This window comes from Glycomyces paridis, from assembly GCF_004912155.1.
GTDB classification, from domain to species: domain Bacteria; phylum Actinomycetota; class Actinomycetes; order Mycobacteriales; family Micromonosporaceae; genus Glycomyces; species Glycomyces paridis.
The window spans coordinates 70,685-97,579 of sequence record NZ_STGX01000012.1 but is presented as its reverse complement, the minus strand read 5'-3'; the positions used below and the strand labels follow the sequence as shown (position 1 = coordinate 97,579).

At 74.4% G+C, this 26,895-nt stretch carries 26 protein-coding genes, 1 pseudogene and 1 riboswitch; of the genes and pseudogenes, 13 read left to right on the top strand and 14 right to left on the bottom strand.

Features of this window, described 5'->3' with window-relative positions:
• Positions 1–133 precede the first annotated feature (133 nt).
• On the top strand, positions 134–604 hold the full coding sequence (locus tag E9998_RS16395) for a carboxymuconolactone decarboxylase family protein (protein ID WP_136530773.1): 471 nt from the start codon (positions 134–136) through the stop codon (positions 602–604).
• Between the two features lie 45 nt (positions 605–649).
• Here the strand turns inward: E9998_RS16395 and E9998_RS16390 are convergent, their stop codons facing one another.
• The gene (locus E9998_RS16390; protein ID WP_136530772.1) at positions 650–997 is read right to left on the bottom strand and encodes a DoxX family protein; all 348 of its coding nucleotides are present in this window, start codon (positions 995–997) and stop codon (positions 650–652) included.
• Between the two features lie 114 nt (positions 998–1,111).
• On the opposite strand from E9998_RS16390, the gene E9998_RS16385 reads away from it, so the two are divergent.
• The gene (locus E9998_RS16385; protein ID WP_204745485.1) at positions 1,112–1,774 is read left to right on the top strand and encodes a formylglycine-generating enzyme family protein; all 663 of its coding nucleotides are present in this window, start codon (positions 1,112–1,114) and stop codon (positions 1,772–1,774) included.
• A 1-nt stretch (position 1,775) separates the two neighbouring features.
• On the opposite strand, the gene E9998_RS16380 is transcribed toward E9998_RS16385, so the two are convergent.
• From E9998_RS16380 to E9998_RS16360, 5 genes are read right to left on the bottom strand one after another with little or no spacing between them, the layout of a single operon-like run.
• Positions 1,776–2,567, bottom strand: a complete 792-nt coding sequence (locus E9998_RS16380) for an ECF transporter S component family protein (protein WP_136530771.1) — start codon at positions 2,565–2,567, stop codon at positions 1,776–1,778.
• On the bottom strand, positions 2,557–4,170 hold the full coding sequence (locus E9998_RS16375; RefSeq protein ID WP_136530770.1) for an ABC transporter ATP-binding protein: 1,614 nt from the start codon (positions 4,168–4,170) through the stop codon (positions 2,557–2,559). The genes E9998_RS16380 and E9998_RS16375 overlap by 11 nt, the downstream gene beginning before the upstream one ends.
• Positions 4,167–5,582 carry a CbiQ family ECF transporter T component gene (locus tag E9998_RS16370; RefSeq protein ID WP_240037649.1) on the bottom strand — a complete coding sequence of 472 codons (1,416 nt, stop codon included), beginning with the start codon at positions 5,580–5,582 and terminating at the stop codon, positions 4,167–4,169. The genes E9998_RS16375 and E9998_RS16370 overlap by 4 nt, the downstream gene beginning before the upstream one ends.
• Positions 5,579–6,247, bottom strand: coding sequence for a hypothetical protein (locus tag E9998_RS25920; protein WP_204745484.1), 669 nt, complete (start codon positions 6,245–6,247; stop codon positions 5,579–5,581). The genes E9998_RS16370 and E9998_RS25920 overlap by 4 nt, the downstream gene beginning before the upstream one ends.
• Positions 6,248–6,260: 13 nt before the next feature.
• The gene (locus E9998_RS16360) at positions 6,261–7,520 is read right to left on the bottom strand and encodes a prenyltransferase/squalene oxidase repeat-containing protein (RefSeq protein ID WP_136530769.1); all 1,260 of its coding nucleotides are present in this window, start codon (positions 7,518–7,520) and stop codon (positions 6,261–6,263) included.
• A gap of 81 nt (positions 7,521–7,601) precedes the next feature.
• A riboswitch (cobalamin riboswitch) is annotated at positions 7,602–7,782 on the bottom strand.
• Between the two features lie 130 nt (positions 7,783–7,912).
• On the opposite strand from E9998_RS16360, the gene E9998_RS16355 reads away from it, so the two are divergent.
• Positions 7,913–8,602 carry a TetR/AcrR family transcriptional regulator gene (locus tag E9998_RS16355; protein WP_136530768.1) on the top strand — a complete coding sequence of 230 codons (690 nt, stop codon included), beginning with the start codon at positions 7,913–7,915 and terminating at the stop codon, positions 8,600–8,602.
• Here E9998_RS16355 and E9998_RS27125 read toward each other — a convergent pair.
• The 5 genes and pseudogenes from E9998_RS27125 to E9998_RS16330 all read right to left on the bottom strand — a co-directional run.
• A pseudogene (locus tag E9998_RS27125) lies at positions 8,530–9,354 on the bottom strand (MinD/ParA family ATP-binding protein); the annotation flags it as partial. The gene E9998_RS16355 and the pseudogene E9998_RS27125 overlap by 73 nt on opposite strands.
• 563 nt (positions 9,355–9,917) lie before the next feature.
• Entirely contained in the window at positions 9,918–11,081 is a 1,164-nt protein-coding gene (locus tag E9998_RS16345; RefSeq protein ID WP_136530767.1) for a UvrD-helicase domain-containing protein, read from the bottom strand.
• Between the two features lie 250 nt (positions 11,082–11,331).
• A complete protein-coding gene (locus E9998_RS16340; protein ID WP_240037648.1) occupies positions 11,332–11,562 on the bottom strand; it encodes a MoaD/ThiS family protein in 231 nt (76 codons plus the stop codon).
• Positions 11,563–11,573: 11 nt separating this feature from the next.
• Positions 11,574–12,614: a GTP 3',8-cyclase MoaA gene (moaA, locus tag E9998_RS16335; RefSeq protein WP_136530765.1), complete on the bottom strand. Its 1,041-nt coding sequence runs from the start codon at positions 12,612–12,614 to the stop codon at positions 11,574–11,576.
• Between the two features lie 17 nt (positions 12,615–12,631).
• Positions 12,632–13,537, bottom strand: coding sequence for a fructosamine kinase family protein (locus E9998_RS16330; protein ID WP_204745482.1), 906 nt, complete (start codon positions 13,535–13,537; stop codon positions 12,632–12,634).
• An 82-nt stretch (positions 13,538–13,619) separates the two neighbouring features.
• Between E9998_RS16330 and E9998_RS16325 the strand changes: the two genes are divergently transcribed.
• Positions 13,620–14,813: a sulfotransferase family protein gene (locus E9998_RS16325; RefSeq protein ID WP_136530763.1), complete on the top strand. Its 1,194-nt coding sequence runs from the start codon at positions 13,620–13,622 to the stop codon at positions 14,811–14,813.
• Between the two features lie 65 nt (positions 14,814–14,878).
• Here the strand turns inward: E9998_RS16325 and serC are convergent, their stop codons facing one another.
• The 3 genes from serC to E9998_RS16305 form a co-directional block, all read right to left on the bottom strand.
• On the bottom strand, positions 14,879–15,994 hold the full coding sequence (gene serC, locus E9998_RS16320) for a phosphoserine transaminase (RefSeq protein WP_136530762.1): 1,116 nt from the start codon (positions 15,992–15,994) through the stop codon (positions 14,879–14,881).
• Positions 15,995–16,096: 102 nt separating this feature from the next.
• Complete coding sequence (locus tag E9998_RS25420; RefSeq protein WP_158299841.1) at positions 16,097–18,121, bottom strand: PIG-L family deacetylase; 2,025 nt, start codon at positions 18,119–18,121, stop codon at positions 16,097–16,099.
• 141 nt (positions 18,122–18,262) lie between these two features.
• Positions 18,263–19,351, bottom strand: coding sequence for a citrate synthase 2 (locus tag E9998_RS16305; protein ID WP_136530761.1), 1,089 nt, complete (start codon positions 19,349–19,351; stop codon positions 18,263–18,265).
• 341 nt (positions 19,352–19,692) lie between these two features.
• Here E9998_RS16305 and E9998_RS16300 point away from each other — a divergent pair, with 341 nt between their 5' ends.
• The 9 genes from E9998_RS16300 to E9998_RS26795 all read left to right on the top strand — a co-directional run bounded on the left by E9998_RS16300 (position 19,693) and on the right by E9998_RS26795 (position 26,886).
• The gene (locus tag E9998_RS16300; protein WP_240037647.1) at positions 19,693–20,604 is read left to right on the top strand and encodes an aldose 1-epimerase family protein; all 912 of its coding nucleotides are present in this window, start codon (positions 19,693–19,695) and stop codon (positions 20,602–20,604) included.
• Positions 20,605–20,845: 241 nt separating this feature from the next.
• On the top strand, positions 20,846–21,976 hold the full coding sequence (ssd, locus tag E9998_RS16295) for a septum site-determining protein Ssd (RefSeq protein ID WP_136530760.1): 1,131 nt from the start codon (positions 20,846–20,848) through the stop codon (positions 21,974–21,976).
• Entirely contained in the window at positions 21,973–23,127 is a 1,155-nt protein-coding gene (locus tag E9998_RS16290; protein WP_136530759.1) for a TadA family conjugal transfer-associated ATPase, read from the top strand. The genes ssd and E9998_RS16290 overlap by 4 nt, the downstream gene beginning before the upstream one ends.
• A gap of 452 nt (positions 23,128–23,579) precedes the next feature.
• Positions 23,580–23,771, top strand: a complete 192-nt coding sequence (locus tag E9998_RS25415; RefSeq protein ID WP_158299840.1) for a hypothetical protein — start codon at positions 23,580–23,582, stop codon at positions 23,769–23,771.
• Complete coding sequence (locus E9998_RS16285) at positions 23,768–24,445, top strand: type II secretion system F family protein (protein ID WP_158299839.1); 678 nt, start codon at positions 23,768–23,770, stop codon at positions 24,443–24,445. The genes E9998_RS25415 and E9998_RS16285 overlap by 4 nt, the downstream gene beginning before the upstream one ends.
• Positions 24,445–25,041: a type II secretion system F family protein gene (locus E9998_RS16280; RefSeq protein WP_136530757.1), complete on the top strand. Its 597-nt coding sequence runs from the start codon at positions 24,445–24,447 to the stop codon at positions 25,039–25,041. Before E9998_RS16285 ends, E9998_RS16280 begins: the two co-directional genes overlap by 1 nt.
• A 20-nt stretch (positions 25,042–25,061) precedes the next feature.
• Complete coding sequence (locus E9998_RS26385; RefSeq protein ID WP_136530756.1) at positions 25,062–25,928, top strand: DUF4244 domain-containing protein; 867 nt, start codon at positions 25,062–25,064, stop codon at positions 25,926–25,928.
• Positions 25,925–26,437: a TadE family type IV pilus minor pilin gene (locus E9998_RS16270; protein WP_136530755.1), complete on the top strand. Its 513-nt coding sequence runs from the start codon at positions 25,925–25,927 to the stop codon at positions 26,435–26,437. The genes E9998_RS26385 and E9998_RS16270 overlap by 4 nt, the downstream gene beginning before the upstream one ends.
• Positions 26,437–26,886, top strand: a complete 450-nt coding sequence (locus E9998_RS26795) for an Rv3654c family TadE-like protein (RefSeq protein ID WP_136530754.1) — start codon at positions 26,437–26,439, stop codon at positions 26,884–26,886. Before E9998_RS16270 ends, E9998_RS26795 begins: the two co-directional genes overlap by 1 nt.
• Positions 26,887–26,895 lie beyond the last annotated feature (9 nt).

Here is a 26,895-nt window from a genome sequence, read left to right as displayed (position 1 = left end):
GTCCGCACCGGACGGGCCCCTGCGGCGTGCCAGGTCTCGTGACCGGGGTCTCGTCGGGTTCGTGGGATCGGCGGTCACGTCCGGGCCGGACGGTTCGTCATGGGGGTGAATCGAAACAGAGAGGACCACCGCCATGAGCACCTACCCGCGCATCGAGAACCCCGCCTCGCACCTGCCGGTCGTCAACGAGATCGCCGCCGCCATCAACAAGGTGAACGCCGAAGGCGTCCTCCCGGCGTCGCTCGTCGCGCTCGTGCAGCTGCGCGTCGGCCAACTCGTCGGCAGCACCTACTTCACCACCCGCCAGCTCACGGCCGCCGAGGACACCCCCGAGCGGCTCGGCGCCGTCGCCACCTGGCGCACCGCACCCCACTTCACCGAGGCCGAACGGGCCGCGCTCGCCCTCACCGAGGCCGTGCACACCCCGAACCCGACCGGCGAGAGGGTCAGCGACGAACTGTTCGCCCAGGTCGCGGAGCACTTCAGCGACCAGGAGCTCGTCGTCCTCATCGGCGTCCTCGGCCAGATCGGGTTCTTCATCCCGCTCGCCCTCATCGGCAACCCGAAGATCGGCGTGCCCTTCGCCGAGCAGTGGACCAAGTAGGAAACAGAACGGGGCCCGCGCCGAGCGCGGGCCCCGCCGCCCTGCTCAGACGAGCAACGCGAGCACGAGGGCGGCCGCCGCGGGCGCCATGTACATGAGCGGCGCGACCAGGGTCTTGTAGGAGCGGGCCCGCAGCACCGTGACGACTGCGCCCGCGAAGTACAGGACCAGCCCCACCCCGGCCGCGACGCCGACGAACGGCACGAACAGGCCCGCCAGCAGGCCCAGCGACCCGGCCGCCTTGGCGGCCCCGAGCCACGGCCACCACGACTCGGGCACGCCGTAGTCGGCGAGCGGACCGACCACGTACGGGGCCCTGGCGAAGACCGAGTACGCCGAGAACCCGACCCACAGGGCGGCGACGACGGTGACGATGATGTAGGCGACGGTCATGGGACGCTCCGGTTCGTTCGCGGGAAGACTGACACCCTGGTGAACCGCGGGCCGCCCCGAACGTGACAGCACCGTGCCGCACGTCACCGCCCCCAGGGCTTCTACGATGCCCGGATGGACGAGACGGCCATGCGCGCCATCGAGGCGGGGACCACCGCGCTCACCGACCGCCGCACCGGACGGACCTGGACCGTCGACGTCGCCCCGTTCCTCCTCGCCGCCGTCCAGGCCACCCGCCGCGACATCGGCGCCGCCGACCCGGAGGGCGACGACCTCCTGCCCGCCACCGACCTCTCCTGGTACGACGCCGTGCACGCCTGCAACCGCATGTCGCAGCGCGAAGGCCTGCGACCCGCCTACACCGTCGACGGGGATGGCGACGGGGACGGCCAGGTCGCCTGGGACCGGACCGCCGACGGCTACCGGCTGCCCACTGAAGCCGAATGGGAGCACGCCTGCCGGGCCGGCACCGCCGGCCCCCGCTACGGCGACCTCGACGACATCGCCTGGTACCGCGCCAACGCCGGCGAACGCCCCCACCGCGGCGCCCGCAAGACTCCGAACGCCTGGGGCTTGCACGACATGCTCGGCAACGTCTGGGAATGGTGCTGGGACCTCTACGACGCCGACGAGTACGCCGACTACCGCGTCATCCGCGGCGGCGGCTGGTTCGACGACCACTGGTCCTGCCGGGCCGGCGTCCGCCGCAAGACCATGCCGACCCTCCGCATCGACGACCTCGGCTTCCGCCCGGCCCGCAACGCACCCCGGGCCTGACTCACTCCCAGTTCGCGCGCCGGGCCGCGCGGCGCAGCACGCGCAGCAGCAGGGGCCCGGTCACGGCGATGAGGACCGCCGTCGTCACCGCCCGGCCCAGGTCCCAGCCCAGCGACGTCGCCAGCGTGTACGCCAGCAGCCGCGGCAGGTTCTCGCCGAGACCCCCGCCGGGCACGTACGCGAGGTTCCCGTGCGCGATCGCGAACGGCCAGAACGACAGGTTGAGCAGCAGCCCGTACACGAGCGCGGACACCGCGCCGTACACCGCCAGGAGCACCAGCTCACCGGCCCGGCCCGCCCGCGTCGCCGTCCCCGTGCGCGGCAGCAGCCCAGCGCCCAGGCCCACGAACGCCGCCGCGAACATCTGGTACGGCATCCACGGCCCCACCCCGCCCGTCAGCAGCGCCGACGCGAACAGGCCCGTGCACCCCAGCAGGAACCCGAACCCGGCGCCGAACACCCGCCCGGCCAGGACGATGAGGAAGAACACCGTCTCCACGCCCGCGGCCCCCGCCCCGAACGGGCGCACCGCCGCCACCACCGCCGACAGCACCCCCAGCATCGCCACCGCCCGCGCGTCCAGCCCCCCGTCCGCCAACTGCACCACCACCGCGGCCGTCACCAGCGGCAGCAGCAGCGCGAACAGCCAAGGGCCCGACGTCGTCTCGGTCAGCGCCCCGCCCGGCGCCGCCAGCAGCGGCCACGACATCGCCACCAGGCCGAACCCCGCCGCGAGCGCCAAGGCGAGCGCTGCCCGCCAGCGCACCGCCGGGCGCGGCGCCTCAACCCCCATCGCCGCCCTCCTCCAGGGCCGCGGCGACCTGCCCGACGGTGAGCCAGCCGGGGAGGACCTTCTCGACCTGCGGGGCGAACATCGGCGAGGCGGCCACGATCCGCGCCGCCGGGCCGTCCGCGACGACCTGCCCGTCCGAGAGGATCACGACCCGCCCGGCGAACTCGGCGCAGAACTCGACGTCGTGCGTGGACACCACCACGCAGTGCCCGGCGGCGGCCAGCGCCCGCAACCGGTCGGCGAGCGCGGCCTTCCCGGGCTGGTCGAGGCCCCGCGTCGGCTCGTCCAGCAGCAGCAGCGGCGGGGCGGCCGTCAGCGTCACCGCGAGCGCGAGCGCGAGCCGCTGGCCCTCCGACAGGTCCCGCGGATGCGTCCGGTCGTCGACGCCCTCGACGAGGTCGGCGAGGATCTTCGCGCAGGTGCCGCGCGGGGCCCGGCCGTCGTCGTCGGCCGCGGCGCACTCGGCGGCCACGGTCTCGGCGTACAGCAGGTCGGCGGGCTCGGCCGGGACCAGGCCCGCCAGGGCCCGCCGCTCGCCGGGTCGGCGAGCGGCCGGGTCGGCCCCGCCCACGGCGACGGTGCCGCCCGAACGGCGCCCGGTGCCCTGGAGCGCCCACAGCAGGCTCGACTTCCCCGACCCGTTGCGGCCCATGAGGGCGATGCGCTCGCCGCGCGCGGCGACGAGGTCGACGCCGTCGACGGCGCGCACCCCCGGGTGGTCGACGGTGACGCCGCGCGCCTCCAGCAGCACCGGCCCGTCCGGGACCGCATCCTGCGGCGGGGTGCGGCCCGCGAGGGCCTCGCGCAGGCCCGGGGCCGCGCGCCGGGCCTCGCGGACGGTGACCGGCGGCCCGGGCCACCCGGCGAGGCGCCCGAGCGCGACGACCGGCGGCGCGACCGGGGACGCGGCGAGGACCTCCCCGACCGGTCCGGCCGTGACTTTCCCGCCGTCGAGGAGGAGCGCCGAGTCGGCGTACTGCACGACCCGCTCCAGCCGGTGCTCGGCGAGGAGCACGGTGACGCCGAGGTCGTGGACGAGCCGGTGGAGGGTCGAGAGGACCTCGTCGGCGGCGGCCGGGTCGAGCGCCGAGGTCGGCTCGTCGAGGACGAGCGCGGCGGGCCCGGCGACGAGGGCCGCGCCGATCGCGACCCGCTGGCGCTGGCCCGAGGAGAGGGCGTCGAGGGTGCGGTCGCGGACGTCGGCGAGGCCGAGGAGGTCGACGATCTCGGTGACGCGCTTGCGCATCGCGGCGGGGTCGAGGCCGAGCTGCTCGGCGGTGTAGGCGAGTTCGAGTTCGACGTCGTCGGTGACGAATCCGGCGGCGGGGTCCTGGCCGACGTGGCCGACGAGGTCGGCGAGGTCGGCGGGCGTCGATCCGCGGACCTCGCGTCCGGCGACGGTGATGCGCCCGCGCATGGTGCCGCCGGTGAAGGCGGGGACGAGGCCGTTGACGGCCTTGAGGAGGGTCGACTTGCCGGCGCCGGTGGCGCCGACGAGGAGGCAGAACTCGCCTTCGGGGACCGTGAAGGTCACGTCGTCGAGGACCGGCCGGGCCTCGTAGGCGAAGGTGACGCGCTCGAAGCGGATGCCGTCGTCGTTCATGGTGTTCCCTTCGGCGTGGCGGGCACGAGGAGCGCGGGCGCGGCGGCGAGGAGGACGCCCGCGGCGGCCTGGAGCGGCAGGGCCGGGACGGCGAGGGGGTTCGTGGCGGGCCACAGCGCCGCGGGCTCGGTCAGTCCGCTCAGGACGGTCCCGGCGAGGGCGGCGGCGCCGGAGGCGAGGACGGCCCAGTCGCGGCCGGTGAAGCGGTCGGGCCGGTAGCGGGTGTGCGGGACCCGCTTGGAGGCGTAGGCGATGCCGAAGACGGCGGCGCCGGCGCCGGCGGCGAGGACGCCCCAGGCGAGCGGCGCGGGCGTGGCGGCGCCCAGGAGCGCGTACGCGCCGGCGCACAGCCCGGTGAGGCCGACGAGGAGGGCCGCGCCGGTGGCGCGGCGGGCGGCGGGGGGCACGCCCGCGGCGCGCCCGTACCCGCGCGAGGCCATGGCGGCGGCGAGCGCGAGGGAGCGGTCGAGCGCGTCGTGGAGGACGGGGGCGACGACGGTCCGCATGAGGTCGGCGGGGTCGCGGCGGGTGTTGCCGCGCAGGGCCCTGGCGCGCCGGACGCGTCCGACGCTCGCCACGAGCTGGGGTGCGACGGACAGTGCGACGACGACGGCGACGCTGACCTCGTACAGCGCGGCGGGCACCGAGCGCAGGAGGCGGCGGGGGCTCGCGAGCGCGTTGGCGGCGCCGACGCACACCAGGAGGGTCGCCAGGCGCAGGCCGTCGTAGGCGGCGGCGAGGGCGCCCTCGGCGGTGACGGCGCCGCCGAGGCGGAAACCCGCGGCCCAGTCGGGGAGGGTCGCGGCGGGGAGGGTGAACAGGACGGTGGGGCCGTCGGCGCCGCCGAAGACGAGGTAGAACGCGAAGCGGACGGCGACGGCGGTGAGTCCGATGGCGAGGAAGACCCGGTAGGCGCCCGACCACGGCTCCGAACCGCGGCAGTAGGCGACGACGAGCCCGGCGACGGCGACGATGAGCAGGAGCAGACACGGGTTGGCGGTGCGCCCGGCGGCGGTGGCGAGCAGGAGCGCCCACCCCCACCAGGCGACCGGGTGCGCGGTGCGGCGGTGCGCGGTGCGCAGCGCCGGAGTTGAAAGCGGCGTCGGAGGTGGAGTCGGGGCGGGCCCGCCGGGCGGCGGACGGCGTGCGCCGCGCACCCGGCCGGAGGCGCCTTCGGGCGTCGCCGGACCCGGCGCCCGCTCGGCGTCTCCGCCGTTCGGCGGCTCCGAGTTTTCGGCGGCTGAGCGCTGCTCGGTCCCTTCGGCGCCGCCGCTCGGCGGCCCTGAGTTCCCGGCGGCCAAGTGCTTCTTCGTCCCCTTGGCGTCTCCGCCGCTCGGACGCCCCGCGCCCTCGGCGTCCGCGCGCTGCTCGGTCCCCTCGCCGCCGCCGTTCGGCGGCCCCGCTCGGTTCACGTCCGCGGGCGGCGTCGGCGCCGCCACAGGACGAGCGAGGCGATGACCGCGAGCGCGGCGACCGCGAGGAGCCAGGTCCACGACGAGCTCGCGTTTCCCTCCTCGGCGTCCGCGGGCGCGGCGACGGCGTCGGCGGGGGCCACCGCAGGCGGTGTCTTCCCGTCCCCGAAGGCCCAGCCTTCGAGGTCGCCGGGGTCGGGTGTGGATACGGCGCCGCCGACCATCGCGTAGGTCCACGCGTCGTCGCCGGGTGCGGCGTGCCAGTACGACCAGTACGCGTCGGCGGGCGGCGCGCCGCCGCAGTCGGCCTCGGGGAGGTCGTCGATGCGGCAGACCATGCCGCGGATCGAGGCGACCTCGGTGACCGTGAAGCCCGCCCTCACGAGCGCGTCGAGGCCGTCGGCCGGGTCGTCCGCGCAGCCGGTGGCGGGCGCGGCGAGCGCGCCGAAGTCGACGACGACCGTGACGCCCGCGCAGGCTTCCTGCGCGGCGGCGGGCGCGGGCGGCGCGACCGCGGCGAGGAGCGCGGTGATCAGGGCGGCGAGAAGCCTCGGGGCGGCCTGCCGCACGCGGCAGGCCGCCCCGATCGCTTCCGCGTTCCCGCCTCGCGCGGCGAGGTCGCGCGGGCGGCGTGCGCCGCCCGCGCCTCGTTCGCTGAGGGCCATGATGCGGTCGGGACTACTTGTCGGTGCTGTCGGAGTCGGTGGCCGAGTCATTGGAACCGTCGCCGGACTCGTCGGCGGCCGGGGCGGCGTCGGCGGTGCGGCGGGCCTTGAGCGAGAACCCGACCATGAGGGCCGCGATCACGACGACGGCGGCGCCGATCGCCCACGGCAGCCACGAGCTCCCGCCCTCGTCCTCGTCGTCGGCCCCGTCACCGGAGGCTGCGGCGGAGTCGCCGCCGTCCTCGGCGACCGCGCACGGGTCGGCGGCCACCTCGGCGGCCGCGCCGCTCGCGTCGAGCGTCGCGAGATCCTGGCCCGCGATGGGCACCATCGTCTGCGCGGTCGCGACCAGTCGCGTGGCCTCGCCGAACTCGGGGTCCTCGGGGTCGGTGTACATGAACGCGCCCGGGGCGTCGCCCGAGCAGTCGAACTGGAGCTCCAGCAGGAACGCCACGGCGCCCGCCGCGGCCTCGGCCCGTCCCGTCGCCAGGAGCGCCTGCGCGGCCATCGCCGTCGAGTTCGCGTTCGCGCCGAAGCCGTTGTCGAACCCGCCGTCCTCGCCCTGCGCCGCCTCCAGCCAGGCCACGGCCGCGTCGAGGGTCTCGGCCGCGGCGTCGCCCTCCAAGGTCGCGATCGCCGCGACCGTCAGGCCCGTCGAGTCGGGATCGGAGACGCAGTCGGCCCCGGCGCCGTCGACGGCGGCGTAACTGAAGCCGCCGTCCGCGCACTGGACGGCCGCGAACCCGGCCGCGGCCTCCTCGCCCGCGGGGGTGTCGGTGCGCGAGAGCCCGAGCACCGCCCACGCGGTCGTCAGAGCCGTGCCGTCGCCGTACGTGCCGTTCTCGCCCTGGGCGGCCGCGACCTCGTCGGCGAGCCTGATCCCGGCGAAGTCCGTCGGGTCGCCCCCGGCGGTCGCCACGGCGTACATGGCCTTCCCGGCCGCGCCCGCGTTCAGGGCCGCCTCGTCCTGGCCCTCGACTGCCGGGTACACGTACGGGGTGAGCGTGGCGGTGTCGTTGAGCCATTCGAGCGTCGCCTGCACCTGGTCGGCGCCGACACGCGCGGCCTGGAGGGCGATCACGGCGTCAAGGGAGGTGGAGACGTCGCCGCCCGACCACGAGGTGCCGTCGGACTGGGCGACCAGCCACGAGGCGGCCGCCTCGGCGGGAACGGGGAACGACTGGTCCTGGGCCTGGGCCGGTGCGGCGGAGGCGAGAACGGCGATGGGCACGACCGCGGCGGCGGCCAGCATACGACCGGACAGGTGGCGCAATTGCCTGACCTTTCCTAGAGCGAGTGGGTCTTCGGGCAGGCGGCGGCGCCGCAAGCGCCTGTAGACCACGACAGGCGTTGACAACATGGATGGGCACGGGCGGGTATTCGGGCTCACGCGGGTGGACCGAGCGAAACGAAGGGTGCTCGGCAACTGTTCGGCCGTGTCGGACACGGACGTCGAACCGCGACTACCGCTGCGGGTCAGCGCCGGATTCTCCACCGGACTTCCCCCGCCGCGCGCCTGTTCAGTTTGGGGCCATTCTCGCCGGTGGCCTCGCCGAGTGTCAAGCTGCCCGCACTCCCAGTGCGACCGTTCACTCGCGCCTCGCGAGTGAACTCCCGCCTTCCGGTTATTGACCCGTAGCACCGGGTGTCGATACGGTGCACAACGTGAGCAGAAATAAGAACGCCGATCTCGACCGCGTCCTTCGCGCTGCGACACTGGTCTTCCTGGAACGCGGCTTCGCCGCGACCTCCATGTCGGACCTCGTCGCCGCGACCGGCATGAACAGGGCCGGACTCTACGCCGCCTTCGGCTCGAAGCACCAGCTCTACATAACCGCGCTCGGGCGGTACCGGGAGGACACCGAACCCGAGCTGCGCGCCATCACCCGCCGCGCCCTCGACGCCGGCGTCCCCTCCGGACCGGGCGCCGAAGCCGGACCGCCCGGGCGCCTCGACGCCCCGCGCGTCGTCGGCGACCTCCTCGACGTCGTCATACGGCAGTCCAAATCGGGCGGCTTCGTGGTCCGCGCGGCCGTGGAGCTCGCCGACGACCCCGCGACGATGCGCCGCGTCCAGGAGGCCTGGACCGAACTCGAACGCGATCTCGCCGCGATCCTGGCACGCGCGGTCGAGACCGGCGAGATGGACGCCGCGGCCGACCCCGACCGCCTCGCCCGCACCGCACTCGTGTTCATCCAGGGCGCGCTCGTCATCGGCCACGCCGACGAAGACGACGCCCGGCTCGCCGACGCCGCCGCCGGACTGGTCGGCCTCCTCGCCGCTCACAGGCCCTCGGCGACCGCCGACGAGATCCGCAGCCACGCCCCCGACGACGCCTTGCTCAACGAGTCGTAGCGGATCGGCTCCCCCGAGTCCAGCAGCTTCTCGTACGGCGCCAGCAGCACCGCCCTCGTCCGGGCCGCGAAATGCCGCTGCACCGCCGGCAGGTCCACGTCCTTGCGGTGCGCGGGCATCGACACCACCGACACCGCCCCGCGCACCAGGTCCCGCCTGCCGGTCTGCTCCAAGTGGTCGAGCATCCGCGCCGCCGTCTCCGCCGAGTCGTTGCGCGCCGACATCGTCACCACCAGCTGATCGGTCGCGTCGATCGCCGCCTGCCAGTTCGCCGCCCGCACGTTGTTGCCCGTGTCGACGACGATGAGCTTGTAGAACCGCGAGACCGCCTCCCGCAGATCCCCGAACGCCTGCGACGTGAGCATCTCCCCGGCCGTCGCCGACTCGTCCGAAGCCAGCACGTCGAACATCGCCCCGCCCTGCGCCCGCACGTACTGCGACAGGTCCCCGATCCGCCCGGTCGGGCCCCGGAAATGGTCGAGGTCGCGCAGCAGGTCGCGGACGGTGCGCACATGGAAGTCCTGCTGGGCGCGCATCCCCAGCGTCCCCTGCGTCTCGTTGTTGTCCCACGCCAGCACGTAGCCGCCGCGATGGCGCCCGAACGTCATCGCGAGCATGAGCACCGCCACGGTCTTCCCCGCACCGCCCTTCGGGTTGACCACCGTGATCTGGCGCAGCCCGCCGAAGTTGCGCCGCACCGTCTCGACCGCGCGCTGGCGGGCCTGCTCCCTGGGGCCCGGCGGCAGCGCGAGCATCCCGAAGCTGAAGCGGTGCAGCGCGCCGCGCAGGCCCGTCTCGGCCACCGGCGCGCGCGGGGGTACGACGCGGCGGGAGGCGAAGTCGTCGGCGGTGACCCCGAAGCGTTCGAGCGCCCCGGCCTGGTCGGGGAACACCGGCACCGGCAGTCGCGAGGGCGCGAGCGCCTCGGGGAACGGCGGGGACGGCGCCTGGCGGACGTCGGGCGGGCCCTCCTGCGGGGCCGAAGGCATCGGCGTCGCCGGGGGCGGCGGTGCGCTGGGGACGTGGTCGCGGGGGTTGCGGACCGGGCCGGGCGCCGCGTCCGCCCGCGGGACCTCGTCCTCGCGTTCGGGCGCCTCGTACGGGGCGGCACGGGAGGCGCCGCGGGCGGTGTCGTCGTGGGTGGGCTCGGGCGGGGCGAACGGCGACCAGGCTGGAGCATCCGGCCGGTGCAGAGGCACGGTGTCCTCTTCGGTGTGCTCCATCGGGACTCCCAGCGTGAGACGGCGGTTACCCGACTATTGTGGCCCATCCGTTCGTGGTCGCGTGGGAACTCCGCGTGGCCGCAACTGTCGCCTTACAGCAGTCGCGGCTGCTCAGGGCCCGAACGCGCCTGCGGGACCATCCCGAATGGACTGAACAGCCCTTGGTCCACATCGGCCAGCAGCGGGGAGCCGGGCCCGGTGTGGCTGACGTAGGCGAGGTCCCTGGTGCGGCTGAGCGCGACGTACAGCTCGCGGCGGGCGGCGGCCGTGTTCGGCCAGTCCTCGGCGGTCATGCCCGTCAGGCACACCACTCGGAACTCGCCGTCGGCGGCCTCGGCCGCCGACAGGCCGTCCGGGCCGATGACCGCCAGTTCCTCGGGGGCGACCCCGAGGTCGAGGAGGCGGTCGGTGAGGTCGGCGACGAACCGCTTCTCGTCGTCGGCGTCGACCGCGAAGCACCGCCCGATCCCCGAGCCCTCCAGAGCCGGGCGCTCGGGCTGCACGAGGCGGCCGGGGACGCGGCTGATCGGCTCGATGACCTGCGAGGCGGCGACGAGGACCGCGGCGGGGCTGCGGTGGTTGCGCGAGAGGCGCATGACGTGCGCCTGCGGGAACCGCTCGCCGAACGCGGCGAAGGCCGCCGGCTCGCCGGTGCACAGCGCCGAGTCGGGGTCGCCGGTCGCGGTGATGTCCGCTTCGGGCCCGCGGTGCTCGGCGACCTGCCGGAACAGGCGCATCGGCATCCGCGGCAGGTCGTCGATGAAGACGTGGCCCAGCTCGGGCGGGCTCGCGGCGGCGAAGTCGTCGAACTCGCCGACGGTGATCGCGGCGGCCTCGCGGCCCAGCAGCGAGCCGAGCTCGCGGCGGATGCGGGCGACCCCGCACGCGGAGGCGGCGAGCACGAGGCACTGGCGCGCGGGCACGCCCAGCTCCTGCACGAGGTACGCGGTGCGGCGGATGAGCAGGTGGGTCTTGCCGGTGCCCGGCGAGGCGTTGATGAGCAGCGGCCCGGTGCCGGCGGAGGCCGCGACGCGCTGCATGGCGTCCAGGGAGTCGAGCAGGCCGGCGCCGACCTCGTCCATGCCGGTGAGCAGCGGCGCGGATTCGAGCCACGGGTCCGGGGTCCGCGTCGTCAGGGCCGGCTCGGGCATCGGCACGGCCTCGCGGGTGAACCTCGCGTGGGACCGGACCGCGCGGCGTCGCCGCTCGGCGGTGGCGTGCATGTCGGCCGGAAGTTCGAACAGCGGGGACGCCACCTGCGGTTGCTTTCGTTCATCAGGACGGCGCACCCCTGCATCCTCGCAGACCGGCGCCGCCCCCGCACCGGCGCCTCCCCGACCGCGCGGCCCGACACGGCCGCCTCCCGCGTCCGCCGCCGCCGTCCGTGAACCGCGCTCACGTCCCGGTCCGCCGACGCGCGGTGTCGGACCCCGGACGTACGGTCACGGACAGGGGGCCCACGGCAGGGACGAATCCGGAATATACGGATACGGCATGGTTCGTCGTTCAGCCGCCCGCGAACGGCGGCAGGACCTCGACCGAGCAGCCCGCGGGCAGCGCGGTCGCGCCGCTCCGTGCGGCCAGGCCGTCCACCAGCAGCGTCGAGGCCGAGAGCACCTTGTCGAGCGCCGGGCCGTGCCTCTGGGCCAGGACCGCCTTGAGCTCGGCGACGTCGGCGGCGCTCACCTGCTCCTCGCCGCGGCCCGCCGCCGCCTTCGCGCCCGCGAAGTACCGCACCGTCACCACCGCTAGCCCCCGATCGCCGACATGGGGCGCGCCGGCTGGAGGAACGACGGGTCGTCGATGCCGTGGCCGGGCAGCTTGCCGAACATCGCCTCTCGCCAGCGCTCGGCGATCTGCGCGTCCGTCGCGCCCGAGCGGGCGAGGTCGCGCAGGTCGGTCTCCCCGCGCGCGAACAGGCAGTTGCGGACCTGCCCGTCGGCGGTGAGGCGGGTGCGGTCGCAGTCGCCGCAGAACGGCCGGGTCACCGAGCCGATGACGCCGACGGTGGCGGGGCCGCCGTCGACCAGCCAGGTCTCGGCGGGCGCCGAGCCGCGGTGGGCCGGGTCGGGTTCGAGGTCGAACTCGGCCTGGAGCGCGGCGAGGATCTCGGCGGCGGTGACCATCTCGTCGCGGCGCCACACGCCCGCGGCGTCGAGCGGCATCTGCTCGATGAACCGGAGCTGGTAGCCGTGGGCGAGCGCGAAGCGCAGCAGCGCGGGCGCCTCGGCGTCGTTGACGCCTCGCATGAGGACGGTGTTGATCTTGACCGGTGCGAGCCCGGCGGCCGCGGCGCCCTCGATGCCGCGCAGGGTCGCCGCGAGCCGGTCGCGTTTGGCGAGGTCCTTGAAGGTGCCGGGGTCGAGGGTGTCGAGGGAGACGTTGACGCGGTCGAGCCCGGCGGCCACGAGCGGTCCGGCGAGGCGTTCGAGGCCGATCGCGTTGGTGGTCAGGGAGATCTCGGGGCGCGGCTGGAGCGCGGCCGCGGCGGCGACGATGTCGACCAGGCCCGGGCGCAGGAGCGGTTCGCCGCCGGTGAAGCGGACTTCGCGCACGCCGAGGTCGCGGACGGCGACGGCGACGAGGCGCGCGACCTCCTCGTCGGTGAGCAGCGACGGTTTCGGCAGCCACGGGAGGCCGGCCTCGGGCATGCAGTAGGTGCAGCGCAGGTTGCACCGGTCGGTGAGGGAGACGCGCAGGTCGGTCGCGGTGCGGCCGTGGCGGTCCCGCAGGCCCGGCACCCGCGCCGCGCCGTCGGCGGTCCCTGCGGTCGAGGTCGGTGCTGGCATGGTTCGAGCCTAGTTCGTCAATATGACAATTTCGTAAAGTGAGACACGATTCCCAGCAATTGGTCGCGGAAGGCGCGTCCGAAGAGCGTGGTGTGGACCAGCAGCGGGAACACCTGGTGCAGGCCGATCCGCTCCTCCCAGCCGTCGGCGAGGGGGCTGACCTCCTCGTAGGCGGCGAGGATCTCCTCCAGCAGCGGCGCGGCGCCCCACAGCCGCAGGTTCGCCAGGTCGGTCTCGCGGTGGCCGCCGTGCGCGGCGGGGTCGATGAGCCAGGCGCGGTCGGCGCCCCAGTGCACGTTCCCCCACCACAGGTCGCCGTGGGTGCGCGCGGGCCCCTCCTCGGGTCCGGCGAGGCGGTCGAGCCGGGCCGCGAGCGCTTCGACGGCGGCGACGTCGGCGGCGTCGAGCGCGCCGTTGTCGCGCGAGGGCCGCAGGTACGGGGCGATCCGCTTGGCCGCGAACCACGCCGTCCAGGTCGGCCCGTGCGCGCCGTTGTCCATGAACGTCTCGCCGATGTAGCCCGTCCAGGGGGCGCCGAAGCGTTCGGCGCCCGCCGCGTGCATCGCGGCGAGGTCGCGGCCGAGGGCGGCGGCGTGGGCCCGGGTCGGCGCGGCCGGTTCGATCCACGGCTCCACCAGCAGCCGGTCGTCGGCGTACAGCGGCTCGACGACCGCGCCGGTGGCCTCGCGCAGCCAGCGCAGGCCCGCGGCCTCTGCCGCGAGGAAGCCCGGCGGGCCGTCTTCGGCGATCTTCGCGAACAGGTGGGTGCCGTCGTCGAAGGTCAGGCGCTGCGCCGAGGCGGAGCCGGCGGCCGGGGTCGCGGCGGGCATCGCGAAGTCGCTCGCGCGCACCGGAGTGGTGCGCACCCGCTGGTGCTCGATGAGTTCGGGCAGCAGCCGCAGCCGCTCACGGGGGTGGTCCACCGACCCAATGTAGCGGAGCGCGGACGCCCGGGGCGGGCATGAAAGGCTCTTCGTGTCCGCACCCCGCGCCCCTGGAGGACCCATGCGCCGCACCGCCCGCTGGCTCACCGCCGTCAACACGCTCGCCGCGCCGAAGGTGGCCTCGCAGCGCCGCCGCGTCGACCAGGTCTTCGACCGCATGGTCCGCCGCGCCGAGCGCCAGGCCGAAGCCGACGCCGGCACGGCGCCGGCGTTCGTCGACTCCTACCGCCTGCTCATGCGCGAGGTCGCCGCGCAGGAGACGCTGACGATGGTCGGCTGGCAGGGCTACGTCGACGACCTCACCCGCCGCATGACCAACCACCTGCGCGTCGAACGGCTCATCGCCGAACATCCCGAGATCGCCGCCGAGCCGGTCGACCGGCCCGTGGTCGTGGTCGGCCTGCCGCGCACCGCCACGACCCTCGCGCACAAGGTCCTCATCGAGCCCGAGGGCAACCGGGCCCCGCTCATGTGGGAGCTCATGAACACCCACCGCGGCGACATCGACCCGAAGCTGCGCGACAAGCTCATCAAGGACGCGCAGACGATGGCGACCCTCGCGTCCAAGGCCTCCCCGGTGTGGGACCTCATCCACCCGATGAACGCCCTCCAGCCCGAGGAGTGCATCTTCGCGCTCCCGCACGGGTACGGGTTCTACACGCGCGCGGCCATGCCCGGCTACCGCCGCTTCATCGACGAGCGCGACTACACCGAGGACTACGAGCACCTCAAGCGGGTCCTCCAGGTGCTCCAGTGGAACCGGCCGAAGCAGCGGTGGGTCCTCAAGTGCCCGTTCCACCTGTTCAACCTCGACGTGCTCCTCAAGGTCTTCGGGGACGCGACGATCGTGTGGATGCACCGCGACCCGGCCACCGTCATGGGCTCGTGGTGCTCCCTCGTGGAGACCGGCCGGGCCCTGCACCACCGCTCCTACGACGCGTCCCGCATCGGCCCCGAGTGGCTGGAGATCCTCGCCAAGGGCGTCGGCGCCGCCCGCGAGGTCCGGTCGACGGTCTCCCGCGAGCGGTTCATCGACGTGCCCTACCACTCGCTGACGGCCGACCCTTACGCCTACCTGCCGAAGCTCTTCGAGCGCCTCGACATGTCGTGGACGTCCAAGGAGGAGGCGAACCTCGAACGGGTCCTGGCCCGGCCGGGGATGCGCCGGAGCCACGAGTACCACCTGTCGCGGTACGGCATCGACCTCGACGACGTCGAGAAGGCCTTCGGCGACTACGGGCGCCTCGGCTTCTGAGACGATGGTTCGCTGAAACAGAGCCGGGCCGGGCCCCGAAGGACCCGGCCCGGCTCTGACCCGGTTCAGGCGAGTTCGCCCACGACGTAGTCGATGGCCTCGGTGAGCTTCTGCGTGTCGGAGGGGTCCACGGCCGGGTAGGTCGCGACCCGCAGCTGGTTGCGCCCCAGCTTGCGGTACGGCTCGGTGTCGACGATCCCGTTGGCGCGCAGCACCTTCGCGATCGCGGCGGCGTCGACGCCCTCGAAGTCGATCGTGGCGACCACGTTCGAGCGCAGTGCCGGGTCGGTCACGAACGGGGTCGCGAAGTCGCGGGCCTCGGCCCAGGAGTACAGGGCCCCGGCCGACTCGGCGCACCGCTTCGCGGCGGCGTCGAGCCCGCCGGCGGCGTTGAGCGCGTCGACCTGCTCGGCCGCCAGGACCACGGTCGCCACCGCCGGGGTGTTGTAGGTCTGGTCCTTGCGCGAGTTGTCGATCGCGGTCTTGAGGTCGAGGAACGCCGGGATGTAGCGGCCCGAGGCGGCGATGCGCTCGGCGCGCTCGATCGCGGCGGGGCTGAGGATCGCGATCCACAGGCCGCCGTCGGAGGCGAGGCCCTTCTGTGGCGCGAAGTAGTAGCAGTCGCTCTCGCGCACGTCCACGGCCAGGCCCGCGGCGGCCGAGGTCGCGTCGTGGAGCATGAGCGCGCCTTCGTGGGCGACGCGCGCGACCTCGACGGCCACGCCGGTCGAGGTCTCGTTGTGCGGGGTCGCGTACACGTCCACGCCGTCCTCGTAGGACAGGTACGCGGCCGTGCCCGGCTCGGCGGTCACGATGGTCGGCTCGCCCAGGTGCGGGGCGATCTTGGCGGCCTTGGCGAACTTCGCGCCGAACTCGCCGAACGCGGCGGCCTGCGCCCGGTCCTCGACGAGGCCGAACACGGCGACCTCCCAGAACGCGGTCGCGCCGCCGACGCCGAGGACCACCTCGTAGCCCTCGGGCAGCGAGAACAGGTCCGCCAGGCCCGAGCGCAGGCGCCCGACCTCGGACTTGACCGCCTTCTGGCGGTGGGAGGTGCCCATGACGGACCTGCCCAGACCGGACAGCGCGCTCATCGCCTCGGACGGCACCTTGGAGGGGCCGGCGCCGAAGCGCCCGTCAGCGGGCAGCAGCGCTGCGGGGATGGTGATCTGGTCGGTCACGGCAAGCTCCGTTCTCGTCGATACTCGGGGTCACTGTAAACCCGCGCCGACCGGGCGCCGCCGTGCGGGCCGGTGCCCGCCGCCAGCTGGGACCGGGCCGCCTCAGGCGGCCGGCTCCCACCCCGCGGGGGGCCGCTCGCCGGGCTCGGCCCCGGCCGTCCACAGTTCACCGTCGACGCCGACGGCCCACAGCCGCAGGGCGCCGTCGGAGCCGTAGGCGAGCGCGGGGCGCTTGATGGCGGTGAGGTCCCCGCGCGACCACGGCAGCGACAGCAGCGCGCACGTCCCGGCGGCGGGAAGGTCGAGGTCGGCGAGTTCGAGGACGAGGACCGCTGGCGCGCCGGAGCCGTCGTCGCAGGCCACGGCGAGCGCCCCGTCGGGGCCGAGGGCGATCGCGGGGGCGAGCACGCCGCCTTCGAGGGGCACGTACGAGCCCTTCCACTCGTCGCCGCGTCCGAGGTGGAGGACCACGTCGCCGCTCTCGGCGGCGCGGGAGGCGATGACGATGCGCCCGTCGGGGGCGAGGGCGGCGGTGACGGCGCCGGCGGGGAGGTGGGCGCCGGTGAGGCCGGGGAGGTCGAGGCCGCGCTGCTCCCAGTCGGTGCCGTCGCCTTCCCAGACGGCGACGCTGTCGGGGGTGGCGGCCAGGAGGGTGAAGGCGCCGTCGGCGGCGAGGGCGGCGGGCGCTTCGTGGACGGCGGGTCCGGTGAGGCGCGTCCAGGTGCCCCAGGCGCCGCCGAGGGGCCTGGTGCGCACGGCGAGGCCGCCGTCGGGGTGGCGGACGCAGACGAGTTCGGTGCGGGCGTCGGCGGCGGCGGTGACCCGGCCGATGGTGCGGGCGGCGGGGCCCTGGCCGCCGGGGTTGCCCAGGCGCTGCCATGCGCCGGTGGCGAGGTCGAGGGTGTGGACGTCGCGGATGTGGGCGGCGGGGTCGTGGGTGTGGGCGGCGCTGACGGCGTAGAGGCGGGTGCCGGAGCGGGCGAGGTGGGGGAGGACGTCGGGGCCGCCGAGGTCTTCCCAGCCGGTGTCGCCGAGGGCGTGGAGGCGGTTGCCGCGCACGGCGAGCGGTCGGATGCGGTCGTCGTAGGCGGCGGTGGTGAGGGCGGTCTCGTAGCGGGGGTGGGTGGCGTGGCCGTAGGTGGTGCCGGCGCCGGGTCCGGCGATGAGGCGGTCGCCGCAGCCGGCGGGGTGGTCGCAGGCGGCGCCGCCGTTCCAGGCGTAGACGTCGATGGCGTCGCCTTTGACGTCGAGGTCGGCACGGCCGAGGTTGCCGGGCCAGCGGCGGTTGTAGTAGCCGCGCCAGGATTCGACGGTGAGGGAGCGGCCCCAGGTGGCGGCGGCCTCCCAGGCGAAGAGGGCGGCGGCGGTGTGGTCGATGTGGTCGGAGTAGCCGCGCTGCTCGGCGCCGAGCTTGTCGCCGACGACGGGGTCGGGGTCGGGGTCGAGGGTGTTGAGGGCGACGGGCCGGTAGCGGTCGATGAGTTCGAGGAGGGTGGCCTGGACGGTGGCGCGGTCGACGGTCGCCTCGTCGCGCAGGGGCGAGCCGTCGGGGGGCAGGATCACGGAGGCGTCGAGGCCGCCCTCCCACAGGGTCAGGAGGCGGGTGAAGTCGCCGGTGAGGCGCCCGAGGTTGGTCCACAGCGAGCAGAAGAGGACGTGGACCTGGGGGCGGTCGCGCAGGACGCACAGTTCGACGTCCTGGCCGGAGTCGAGGCAGGCGAGGTGGCGGTCCCAGGGGGCGTCGGGGTCGCCGAGGGCCATGCGGGCGTAGGCGCGGCGCAGGCCGTTGTCGCGGGCGGCGGCGTACCCGGCGTAGTCGGCGGGGGCGGCCTCGTTCCAGGTGTTGCGCCCGTCGGCCTCGCCGGCGGTGAGGACGACGGTGCACAGTCCGGCGCCGTCGTCGAGGACGCGGGCGACGCGCGGGTTGATGAAGTAGAGGCAGTCGTCGGGGTGGGCGAGGATCTGCATGTGGATCGGGCCGGTGCGGGTCGGCTCGGGGAAGGGCGGCTCGCCGGCGGCCTCGCCCAGGGCCCGGACGCTCTCGGCGGCCGCGGCGGTGACGGCCAGCCCGGCGAGGCCGCCGACCAGGAGGTCGCGGCGGCGCAGGGTACGGCGGGGGGAGGGCAAGGCGCGGCTCGTTCGGGTGGTGTGGGTTTCCGAGTCGATCCTAACCCGGGCGGGGGTATCCGCGAGGCCCGCTCACATGGGGCGGGACGTGAGACGGCCCGCATTCCCGAGGGGAACGCGGGCCGTTTCGGCGCGTGGCGGCTACTGCCAGCCTTCGACCTCGTCGAGCCCGCGCGGGCCGGGGCCCACGTAGGTCGCCGACGGGCGCACGATCCGTCCGAGCTTCTTCTGCTCCAGGATGTGGGCGCTCCACCCGGCGACGCGGGCGCAGGTGAAGATCGGGGTGAACAGCTCGGCGGGGACCTCGGCGAAGTCGAGGAGGACCGCCGACCAGAACTCGACGTTGGTGGCGAGCACGCGGTCGGGCTTGCGGGCCCGGAGCTCGGCGAGCGCGGCCGTCTCCAGCGCCTCGGCGACCTCGTAGCGGGGGGCGCCCAGGGCCTTGGCGGCGGCGCGGAGCACGCGCGAGCGCGGGTCCTCGGCGCGGTAGACGCGGTGGCCGAAGCCCATGAGGCGCTCGCCGGAGTCGAGGAGGTTCTTGACGTAGCCCTCGGCGTCGCCGGACTTCTCGACGCCCTCGATCATGTGGAGGACGCGGGAGGGGGCGCCGCCGTGGAGCGGGCCGGAGAGGGCTCCGATGCCCGAGGAGATGGCGGCGGCGGCGTCGGCGCCGGTGGAGGCGACGACGCGGGAGGTGAAGGTGGAGGCGTTCATGCCGTGCTCGGCGGCGGACATGAGGTAGGTGTCGACGGCCTTGACGTGGGCGGGGGCGGGCTCGCCGCGCCAGCGGCGCATGAAGCGCTCGGTGATGGTGCCGGCCTTGTCGATCTCCGACTGGGGGACGGCCGGGCGACCGGACCCGCGGGCGGACTGGGCGATGAACGACAGGGTGGTGACCGAGACGCGGGCGAGATCGTCCCGGGCGGTCTCGTCGTCGATGTCGAGCAGCGGCCGAAGGCCCCAGTAGGGGGCGAGCATGGCGACCGCGGCCTGGGCGTCGACGCGGGTGTCGCCGGAGGAGACGGGGACCGGTACGGGCTCGGCGGCGGGCAGGCCCGAGCCGAACCTGCCGTCGACGAGGAGGCCCCATACGTCGCCGTAGGTGCTCTGCCCGACCAGGTCCTGGATATCGACGCCGCGGTAGCGGAGCGATCCGCCCTCTTTGTCGGGCTCGGCGATCTCGGTCTCGAAGGCGATGACGCCTTCGAGACCGGGCTTGAACTCAGACATCGTTGTACTCCTGAGTGTGTTGTCCCTGTGGTTGCCGACCGGGGGCTTCCGGGAGGCGACGGTTCGTAGTTATCTGGAAATGGTGCCTCAAGCCGGACCCCGACGGAAGTGCCCACGGCGCGGGGGTGATCCTCGACAGCGGTGCGAATGCGGCGCAAAATATGAGACAAGCATCGTGAGCATGGTCATTTGTCTGGTTTTGACTGTTTTGTTGAGAGGGTTTCGATAAGGAACCTTGTTGGGTTCAACGGTTTCGTGCGATCTCGCCCACATCGACATGCGTGCCGCAGGTCATCGGACATGAGCTAACGTCAAAGCACATCCGGCCCATCGATAACGACATGGAGGTACCCCCTATGGCGCTGTCCGGCGAGCAATGGGTGATCGCCTACAACGACCACGAGGCCACCATCGTCGCTGTCGGCGGCGGCGTGCGCTCGTACACCTACCGCGGGCGCCCCGTCGTCATGAGCTACGGCGACGAGGAACTCGCCCCCGGCTGGTCCGGCCACGTGCTGGCCCCCTGGCCCAACCGGACCCGCGACGGCAGGTACTCCTACGACGGCACCGACTACCAGCTGCCGGTCAACGAGATCGAGACCAACACCGCCCTCCACGGCTTCGTCGCCTGGGCCGAATGGACCGCCGTCGACGTCACCGACACCTCCGTCACCCTCGAATGCCGCCTGCCCGCCCGCCTGGGCTACCCGTGGACGCTCCAACTGCGCACCCGCTGGTCGGTCGGCCCCGGCGGCCTGCGCGCCGCCCACACCGTCTCCAACCCCGGCACCAAGACCGCGCCCTTCGGCATGGGCACCCACTCCTACCTCGTCCCCGGCTCCCTCGAACGGATCGACGAGGCCACCCTCCACGTACCCGCCGCCAAGAAGCTCAAACTCGACAAGCAGCGCATCCCCGTCGGCACCGGAACCGCCGACTTCGACGACCCCACCGTCCTCAAGGACCTCGTCGTCGACGACTGCTACGGCGACCTCAAGCGCGGCGCCAACGGGACGGCCGAAGTGCGCCTGGCCGACCCCGTCTCCGGCCAGGCCGTCACCGTCTGGATGGACGAGTCCTTCGGCTGGGTCCACATCTACACCGCCGACGGCCTCGACGGCGACCGCAAGCGCGGCTCCGTCGCCATCGAACCGACCACCTGCCCGCCCAACGCCCTCGCCACCGGCGAGGACCTCGTCGAACTCTCGCCCAGCGAGGCCTGGTTCGGCGTCTGGGGCATCCGGCCCGAATAGCCGCCGCACGACCCGCCGAGGGACCGCTCCGTTCGGAGCGGTCCCTCGGTCGTTCCCGGACGCGACACCCGCTAACAGAGTTATCCACAGGCGAACGTCCCCTCCGGACACCCCGCCACGCCTGGAAACCCCGACCCACCCGAAGTTATCCACAGGCGCGAAATCTCCCCTTGCCGATCCTCCCCGCCGCCGGTCATGGTTACTCCAAGGCACGTGAACATCACCGAACGTAGGAGTTTTCATGGCAGCGACACTCGACCGCACCACCACGACCGACACACCCGCCGCCGAATCCCTCCTCATCACCGCCGACGACCACCTCGCCGACACCCTCACCGCGATCGCCGCCGCCGCGAACCACCCCCTCCACCGCGTCCACCACCCCCTCGACGCCGAACACCGCTGGCAACAGGCACCCATGGTCCTCATCGGACCCGACCTCGCACCCGAATGCATCGCCCTCGACCTCCCCACCCGCGACCACCTCGTCCTGTGCACCACCATCACCTGGCTCGGCGCCGACACCGCCGACACCTCCCTCCTGTGGCCCATGGCCATCCAGGTCGGCGCCACCGGCGTCATCGCCCTCCCCGACGCCCGCGACTGGCTCATCGACCAGCTCACCCGCACCGCCCGCGGCACCGAACCCGCACCCGTCATCGCCACCGTCGCCGGCCACGGCGGCGCCGGCGCCTCCACACTCGCCCTCGCCGCGGCCACCGGCACCGCCCGCACCGACCGCACCACCGTCCTCATCGACCTCGACCACACCGGCGGCGGTGCCGACACCGCCGCCGGCCTCGGCTCCCGACCGGGCTGGCGCTGGCCCTCCCTCGCCCACGCCCCCGGCCTCCTCGAACCCGCCCGCCTCCTCGCCGGGCTCCCCCGCCGCGGCGGCCTCCACCTCGTCGGCCCCGACCCCCGCAACCCCACCGAAGTGGACCCCGACACGTTCGACCAGGTCCTGCGCGCCGCCCGCCTCGCCGCCGACCTCGTCGTGGTCGACCTGCCCCGGGGCCGCACCGACGCCGCGGTCCGCGCCGCGGCCGCCGCCCGGTCGATCGCGATCGTCCTCGGCCCCGGCCCGCGCTCTCGGGAGGCCGCCCGCGCCGTCACCGCCGCCTACGGGCTCCACAACCCCAACCTCGGCACGGTCCTGCGCGGCGGCACCGGCAGACCGGCCCCCGCCGAACGCTCCGAACCGCCGGTGCGCGGCGCGATCCCGACCGACCGCAGGCTCCCCGCGCTCCTGCGCCAGGGCCGGTTCCCTCGCGGGCGCCTCGGCCGCGACCTCACCGACCTCACCGCCGCGCTCGTGCGACCGCGCCTGCGCGGCGAGGCCGCCGCCGAACGGACCGGTGCCTCGCGATGAGCTTCGAACTGCTCGACAAGGTCCGCCGCCAGCTCGCCGCCCAGGCCCGTCCCGGCCGGGGACCGGCGACCTCCGACATCGTTCGCGCCCTGTGCGCCACCGGGGCCGCACCGCCCGACCAGGGTTCGCTCCTGCACCTGTCGGCCGCGCTCAGCGGCGACCTCATCGGCGCCGGGCCGCTCCAGCCGCTCCTGGACGACCCCGAGGTCACCGATGTGGTCGTCAACGGCACCGGCGGCGTCTGGGCCGACCGCGGCGACGGCCTGCACCCGGTCGCGCTGCGATTGGGCGGCGCCGACGCCATCCGCTCCCTCGCCTGCCGCCTCGCCGCGGCCGCCGGAAGGCGACTCGACACCGGCAGCCCGTACGCCGACGTGCGCCTGCCCGACGGCACCAGGTTCCACGCCGTCCTGCCCCCGGTCGCCGCCTCGGGCCCGTACCTGTCGCTGCGCACCCACCGCTCCCGCGCGTTCACCCTCACCCAGCTGGTCGAGGCCGACACGCTCACCGCCGACCTGGCGGACCTGCTGCTGCGCATAGTGAAAGCCCGCCTGCCTTTCTTGATCACCGGTGGTACCGGTACTGGAAAGACCACGCTGCTCGCGAGCCTCCTGTCGAGCGCGCCCCGCCATGAGCGCATCGTCATCGTCGAGGACGCGGCCGAACTCGCCCCCGACCACCCGCACACGCTCACGCTCGAATCGCGTCCGGCGAACATCGAGGGCGCCGGCGCGGTCGACCTGGCCGCACTCGTACGCCAGGCCCTGCGGATGCGCCCCGACCGGATCATCGTCGGCGAATGCCGCGGCGCCGAGGTGATCGAACTCCTCGCCGCCCTCAACACCGGCCACGAAGGCGGCGCGGGCACCCTCCACTGCAACGCCGCAGCGGACGCACCGGCCCGGCTCGAAGCCCTCGCGCTCCCGCACGGCCTCCCGCGGGCGGGCCTCCACGCCCAGCTCGTGGCCGCCCTCCGCGTCGTCATCCACCTGCGGCGCACCGGCACCGGCCGCCAGGTCGCCGAGATCGCCCTCATCGACTCCAGCCTCTCGCCCGCCGGAGCGCTGTCCGTCGCCACCGCCTGGACCCGCCACGGTCCCGGCCCGGCCGCGGGCATCCTCGAACGCCTGCTCAGGGAGCGCAACGCATGAAACGCCACAACCACCACGAACGCTGGAGCAACCGGGCCCGCGACCGCAGGCCGCGCCCGCGCGACGACGAACCGCAGCGCCCCGCCGAGCCCGAACCGCCGCAACCGAGACCTACCGAACCGGAAGAACGCAACGCCGCAATCTCACCGACCCGCCGCCGAACCGTCCCGGAGAACGACCGCAGCCGCACCGCAGACCTCGCCTGCGCACCAACGACGCAGACGATCCGATCCGACAGCCATCGCAGGCGCCTCCGGACCGACCGAACGCACGAAATCGACCGCCTGGCACCGCCCGCCCGAATCCACGACCCGACTCGGCATCTCGACCGCACACCGGCGGCCGCCGCCCCGAGCCGCCGCCCGCCGCACCGCGCAACCCGCCGCCGTCCGCTCCTGACCTGATCCGACCCGCCGAACAGCCCGCCCACCGCGACCGAAGGAGCTCCGCACATGACGACCGCCGCCACCACCCAAGCCGGACCGCCGAGACGCCGCCGATGCCGCTGGCCCGGCCGCGCCCGAACCGACCACACGCAGCCCGCGCTCCCGTTCCCGACCGACCCGCCCGAGACCCGGCAACGCGCCGCAACCGACACCGGCACCTCGAACACCGGCACCGCAAAGAAAGGAGAAGAGGAATGAACGCCGTCGTCACCGCGCTCGTCGCCCACCGGCCGAGAACCGCCGCACTCGGCGTCGCACTCCTCGCAGCGACACTCGCCGCCTGGCTCGCCGGCTACCGCCACGACGGCGGACTCGGCCCGCTCGCGGCGTGCACCGCCGCGACCGTCGCCGCCGTCTACGCCGTCGCGGCAACGTTCACCTGGCACCGGTCCCTGCACCGCAAGCGCGCTCGCGAAGCACGCAGAGCCGCCGCCGACACCGTCGCCTTCCTCGCCGCCGACCTCGCCGCAGGCACCGACCCGGTCCACGCCGTCGCCACCGCCGAACCCGACTGGCCCGAAGGCGCCGAAGCCGCCGCCGGGCGCCTGCGGGCGGCCCTGCGGATCGCCGCCGAACTCGGCGCGCCCGCCGCGGCCCTGTGCCGCCGGCTCGCCGACCACCTCCGCGAGGACGAGCAGTCCTCGGCCCGCGCGGCGGCGCAGACCGCGTCGATCCGCGCCACCGCCGCCCTCCTTATCGCGCTCCCGGTCGCTGGGGTCGCCCTCGGCGAGACGCTCGGCACCGACGCCCTCGCCTTCCTCCTCGCCACACCCGCCGGCCTCGCCGCCGCGGCGCTCGCGATGGGCCTCCAAGGCGCGGGCCTGGCCTGGACCGGCGTCCTCATCCGCACCGTCCACGCGGGAGGTTCCTGATGCTGCGCCGACTCGCCGGCCCGCTCGCGGGCGTCGCGACCGCATTCGCCCTCGGCGGCCCGACCGGCATCATCGCCGGATTCGGCACCTGGTGGCTCGTCGCGCGACTCCTGCGCGCCGACCCCGACCGCGCCGAACGCACCGCCGTCGACCGCCTCGCCCCGTCGTGGCCTTGGACGCTCGACCTGCTCGCCGCCGGAATGCGGGCGGGCGCCCCGTTCCCGCAGGTCGCCTTCGCCGTAGCCGAGGCCGACGACCGCCAGATCGGCGAACGGCTGAGCCGCTTCGCAGGCGCGATCCGCCTCGGCGCCACCGCAGGAGAGGCGCTCCCCGAACTCGGCGGACTCCCCGGCGCGGCCCGGCTCGCCCGCCAGCTCGACCGCTCCGGCGACTCGGGCGCCGCCATCGCCGGAGGCCTCGAACAGCTCGCCGCATCGCTGCGCGGCGAACTGCGCACCCGCACCGAAGAACGCGCCGGCCGCGCCGCGGTGGCCCTCATCGGACCGCTGTGCCTGTGCTTCCTGCCCGCCTTCGTGATCGCCGGGATCGGCCCGGTCGTGTTCGGCATCGTCGCCGACACCCTGACCACCTTGTGACAACCGCCAACAGAGAAACCGTGAACAGAGAAGAGGACACCGACATGCGCACCACCACCGACACCACCATCGCCCTCCCGACCCGCCGTATCCTCGCGAACCGCCCCGCCGCCACCGCACCCGACCACCGACCGGCCTCATGCTGCCCGACCAGCCGATGGAAACCCGCCTGCACCCCGGCGGCCCGCGCGCCCGAATGCGGCGACCGCCGCTGCCGCACCGAACCGGCACAACCCGACCGACAACAACCCTCGAACCGCCAGAACCGAACCGACCACGCCCGGACGACCACCGAACCCGACCAGAACCCCGAACCCTCGAACACCGCCCACCCGACCGAACCGGACACCGATCGACCCGAACCTCCGAACCCGCTGCCCGCGAACCCGAGCGGCTCGAATCCGAAACCCTCGGACTCGACCTTCGTCGAACCCGTGCCGGCGAACCCGACCCCTACGAGCCCGACACCCCCGAATCCGAACTGCGTCAACACGACACCTGCAACAACACCGACATCGAGCGACACCGATCCTGCGAAGCCCTGGTCCCCGGGCGCGAACCGATGCCGCCCGCCGATCACCGCAGGACCGTCTCCCGCACCCGACCCACAGCAACCCGAACCCGTCGCGCACCGGACCACCAACAACCAGGTCGCGAAGAACCGGACCGCCGATGAATGGAGCCCCGGCAAGATGCAGGGCCCGCGCAAACCCGGCTGGCGAGCCCGCTTCACCGCCGGACTCCGGGGCCAGAGCGGCATGAGCACCGCCGAATACGCCGTCGGCACGCTCGCGGCGGTCGCCTTCGCCGGAGTGCTCCTGAAAGTCCTCACCTCCGGCACCGTCCAAGGCGCCCTGTCCGCCCTCATCGAAAGGGCCCTCGCATGACCCCACGCGTAAGACGACCGTCCCCGACCCCGCGACCAACCGCCCACCAGGCAGCCGGTCGCGCCGTCCACCGATCCGCCAGACGCAGCGAGCACCGCAACCTTCGCCGGACCGCCCGAACCGAACCGGCGGACCTGCCGCCACCCGAGCACCGCGGACCGGCGAGGGGCGATCCGCGCCAAGGCGGTTTCGTCACCGCCGAGACGGCCGCGATCCTGCCCGCGATCGTCGCGGTCCTCGCACTCGGCCTGTGGGCCGTGTCCACGGTCGGCGCGAAGGTCCGCGCCATCGACGCGGCCAACAGCGCGGCGATCGCCGCCGCCAGAAGCGAGGACCCACAGGCCGTCGCCGCCGCCTACCTGCCCGACGGCGCCACGGTCGCCGTCTCGCAGGACGGCGGCCTGGCACGGGTCGTGGTCTCGGTCCCCGTGCGACCGTTCGGGCCGCTCACCGCACCGGTGTCCGTCACCGCCCGCGCCGCCGCCCCGATGGAACCGGGGGTCCCCTGATGCACCCGCCGAACGCGAGCCCGCAACCGCGAATCCGGCACCCCGGCCCGCCTGCGGCGGACCGCGGACCCGAGCCGAAAGGCTTCCACCCGCTCGACCACGACCGGGAACGCGGATCGGCCACGGTCCTCGGCGCGGGCATCGTCGCAGCGATCGTGACCCTGGCAATGGCCTTCACCGCCGTCGGCCAGGCGACCGCGGCCCGCCATCGCGCCCAAGGCGCCGCCGACGCGGCAGCCCTGGCCGGCGCCGCAAAGGTCTTGTTCGGAGAAGGAGAAGTCTGCGCCGCGGCGCAGGAGCTGACAGAGGAGGCGGAAGTCGAACTCGAACGCTGCGAAGTCCGAGACCTGGAGGTCACCGTGTACGTGAGCACCCCCGCAACCGGCATCCCGTCCGCCTTCGGCCCCGCAACGGCCGTATCCCGAGCGGGCCCGGTCAAAGTCGAATAGGTCCCCACA

What these genes read in the sequence shown, in the direction of transcription:
- E9998_RS16325 (WP_136530763.1), top strand. Translation starts at nt 13,620, where the DNA reads ATGCGCCGCACCGCCCGCTGGCTCACCGCCGTCAACACGCTCGCCGCG.
- E9998_RS16290 (WP_136530759.1), top strand. Translation starts at nt 21,973, where the DNA reads ATGAGCTTCGAACTGCTCGACAAGGTCCGCCGCCAGCTCGCCGCCCAG.
- E9998_RS16285 (WP_158299839.1), top strand. Translation starts at nt 23,768, where the DNA reads ATGAACGCCGTCGTCACCGCGCTCGTCGCCCACCGGCCGAGAACCGCC.
- E9998_RS25415 (WP_158299840.1), top strand. Translation starts at nt 23,580, where the DNA reads ATGACGACCGCCGCCACCACCCAAGCCGGACCGCCGAGACGCCGCCGA.
- E9998_RS16305 (WP_136530761.1), bottom strand. Translation starts at nt 19,351, where the DNA reads ATGTCTGAGTTCAAGCCCGGTCTCGAAGGCGTCATCGCCTTCGAGACC.
- E9998_RS16390 (WP_136530772.1), bottom strand. Translation starts at nt 997, where the DNA reads ATGACCGTCGCCTACATCATCGTCACCGTCGTCGCCGCCCTGTGGGTC.
- E9998_RS16375 (WP_136530770.1), bottom strand. Translation starts at nt 4,170, where the DNA reads ATGAACGACGACGGCATCCGCTTCGAGCGCGTCACCTTCGCCTACGAG.
- E9998_RS16280 (WP_136530757.1), top strand. Translation starts at nt 24,445, where the DNA reads ATGCTGCGCCGACTCGCCGGCCCGCTCGCGGGCGTCGCGACCGCATTC.
- moaA (WP_136530765.1), bottom strand. Translation starts at nt 12,614, where the DNA reads ATGCCAGCACCGACCTCGACCGCAGGGACCGCCGACGGCGCGGCGCGG.
- E9998_RS25920 (WP_204745484.1), bottom strand. Translation starts at nt 6,247, where the DNA reads ATGGCCCTCAGCGAACGAGGCGCGGGCGGCGCACGCCGCCCGCGCGAC.
- E9998_RS16385 (WP_204745485.1), top strand. Translation starts at nt 1,112, where the DNA reads ATGGACGAGACGGCCATGCGCGCCATCGAGGCGGGGACCACCGCGCTC.
- E9998_RS16395 (WP_136530773.1), top strand. Translation starts at nt 134, where the DNA reads ATGAGCACCTACCCGCGCATCGAGAACCCCGCCTCGCACCTGCCGGTC.
- ssd (WP_136530760.1), top strand. Translation starts at nt 20,846, where the DNA reads ATGGCAGCGACACTCGACCGCACCACCACGACCGACACACCCGCCGCC.
- E9998_RS26795 (WP_136530754.1), top strand. Translation starts at nt 26,437, where the DNA reads ATGCACCCGCCGAACGCGAGCCCGCAACCGCGAATCCGGCACCCCGGC.
- E9998_RS16380 (WP_136530771.1), bottom strand. Translation starts at nt 2,567, where the DNA reads ATGGGGGTTGAGGCGCCGCGCCCGGCGGTGCGCTGGCGGGCAGCGCTC.
- E9998_RS16270 (WP_136530755.1), top strand. Translation starts at nt 25,925, where the DNA reads ATGACCCCACGCGTAAGACGACCGTCCCCGACCCCGCGACCAACCGCC.
- E9998_RS16300 (WP_240037647.1), top strand. Translation starts at nt 19,693, where the DNA reads ATGGAGGTACCCCCTATGGCGCTGTCCGGCGAGCAATGGGTGATCGCC.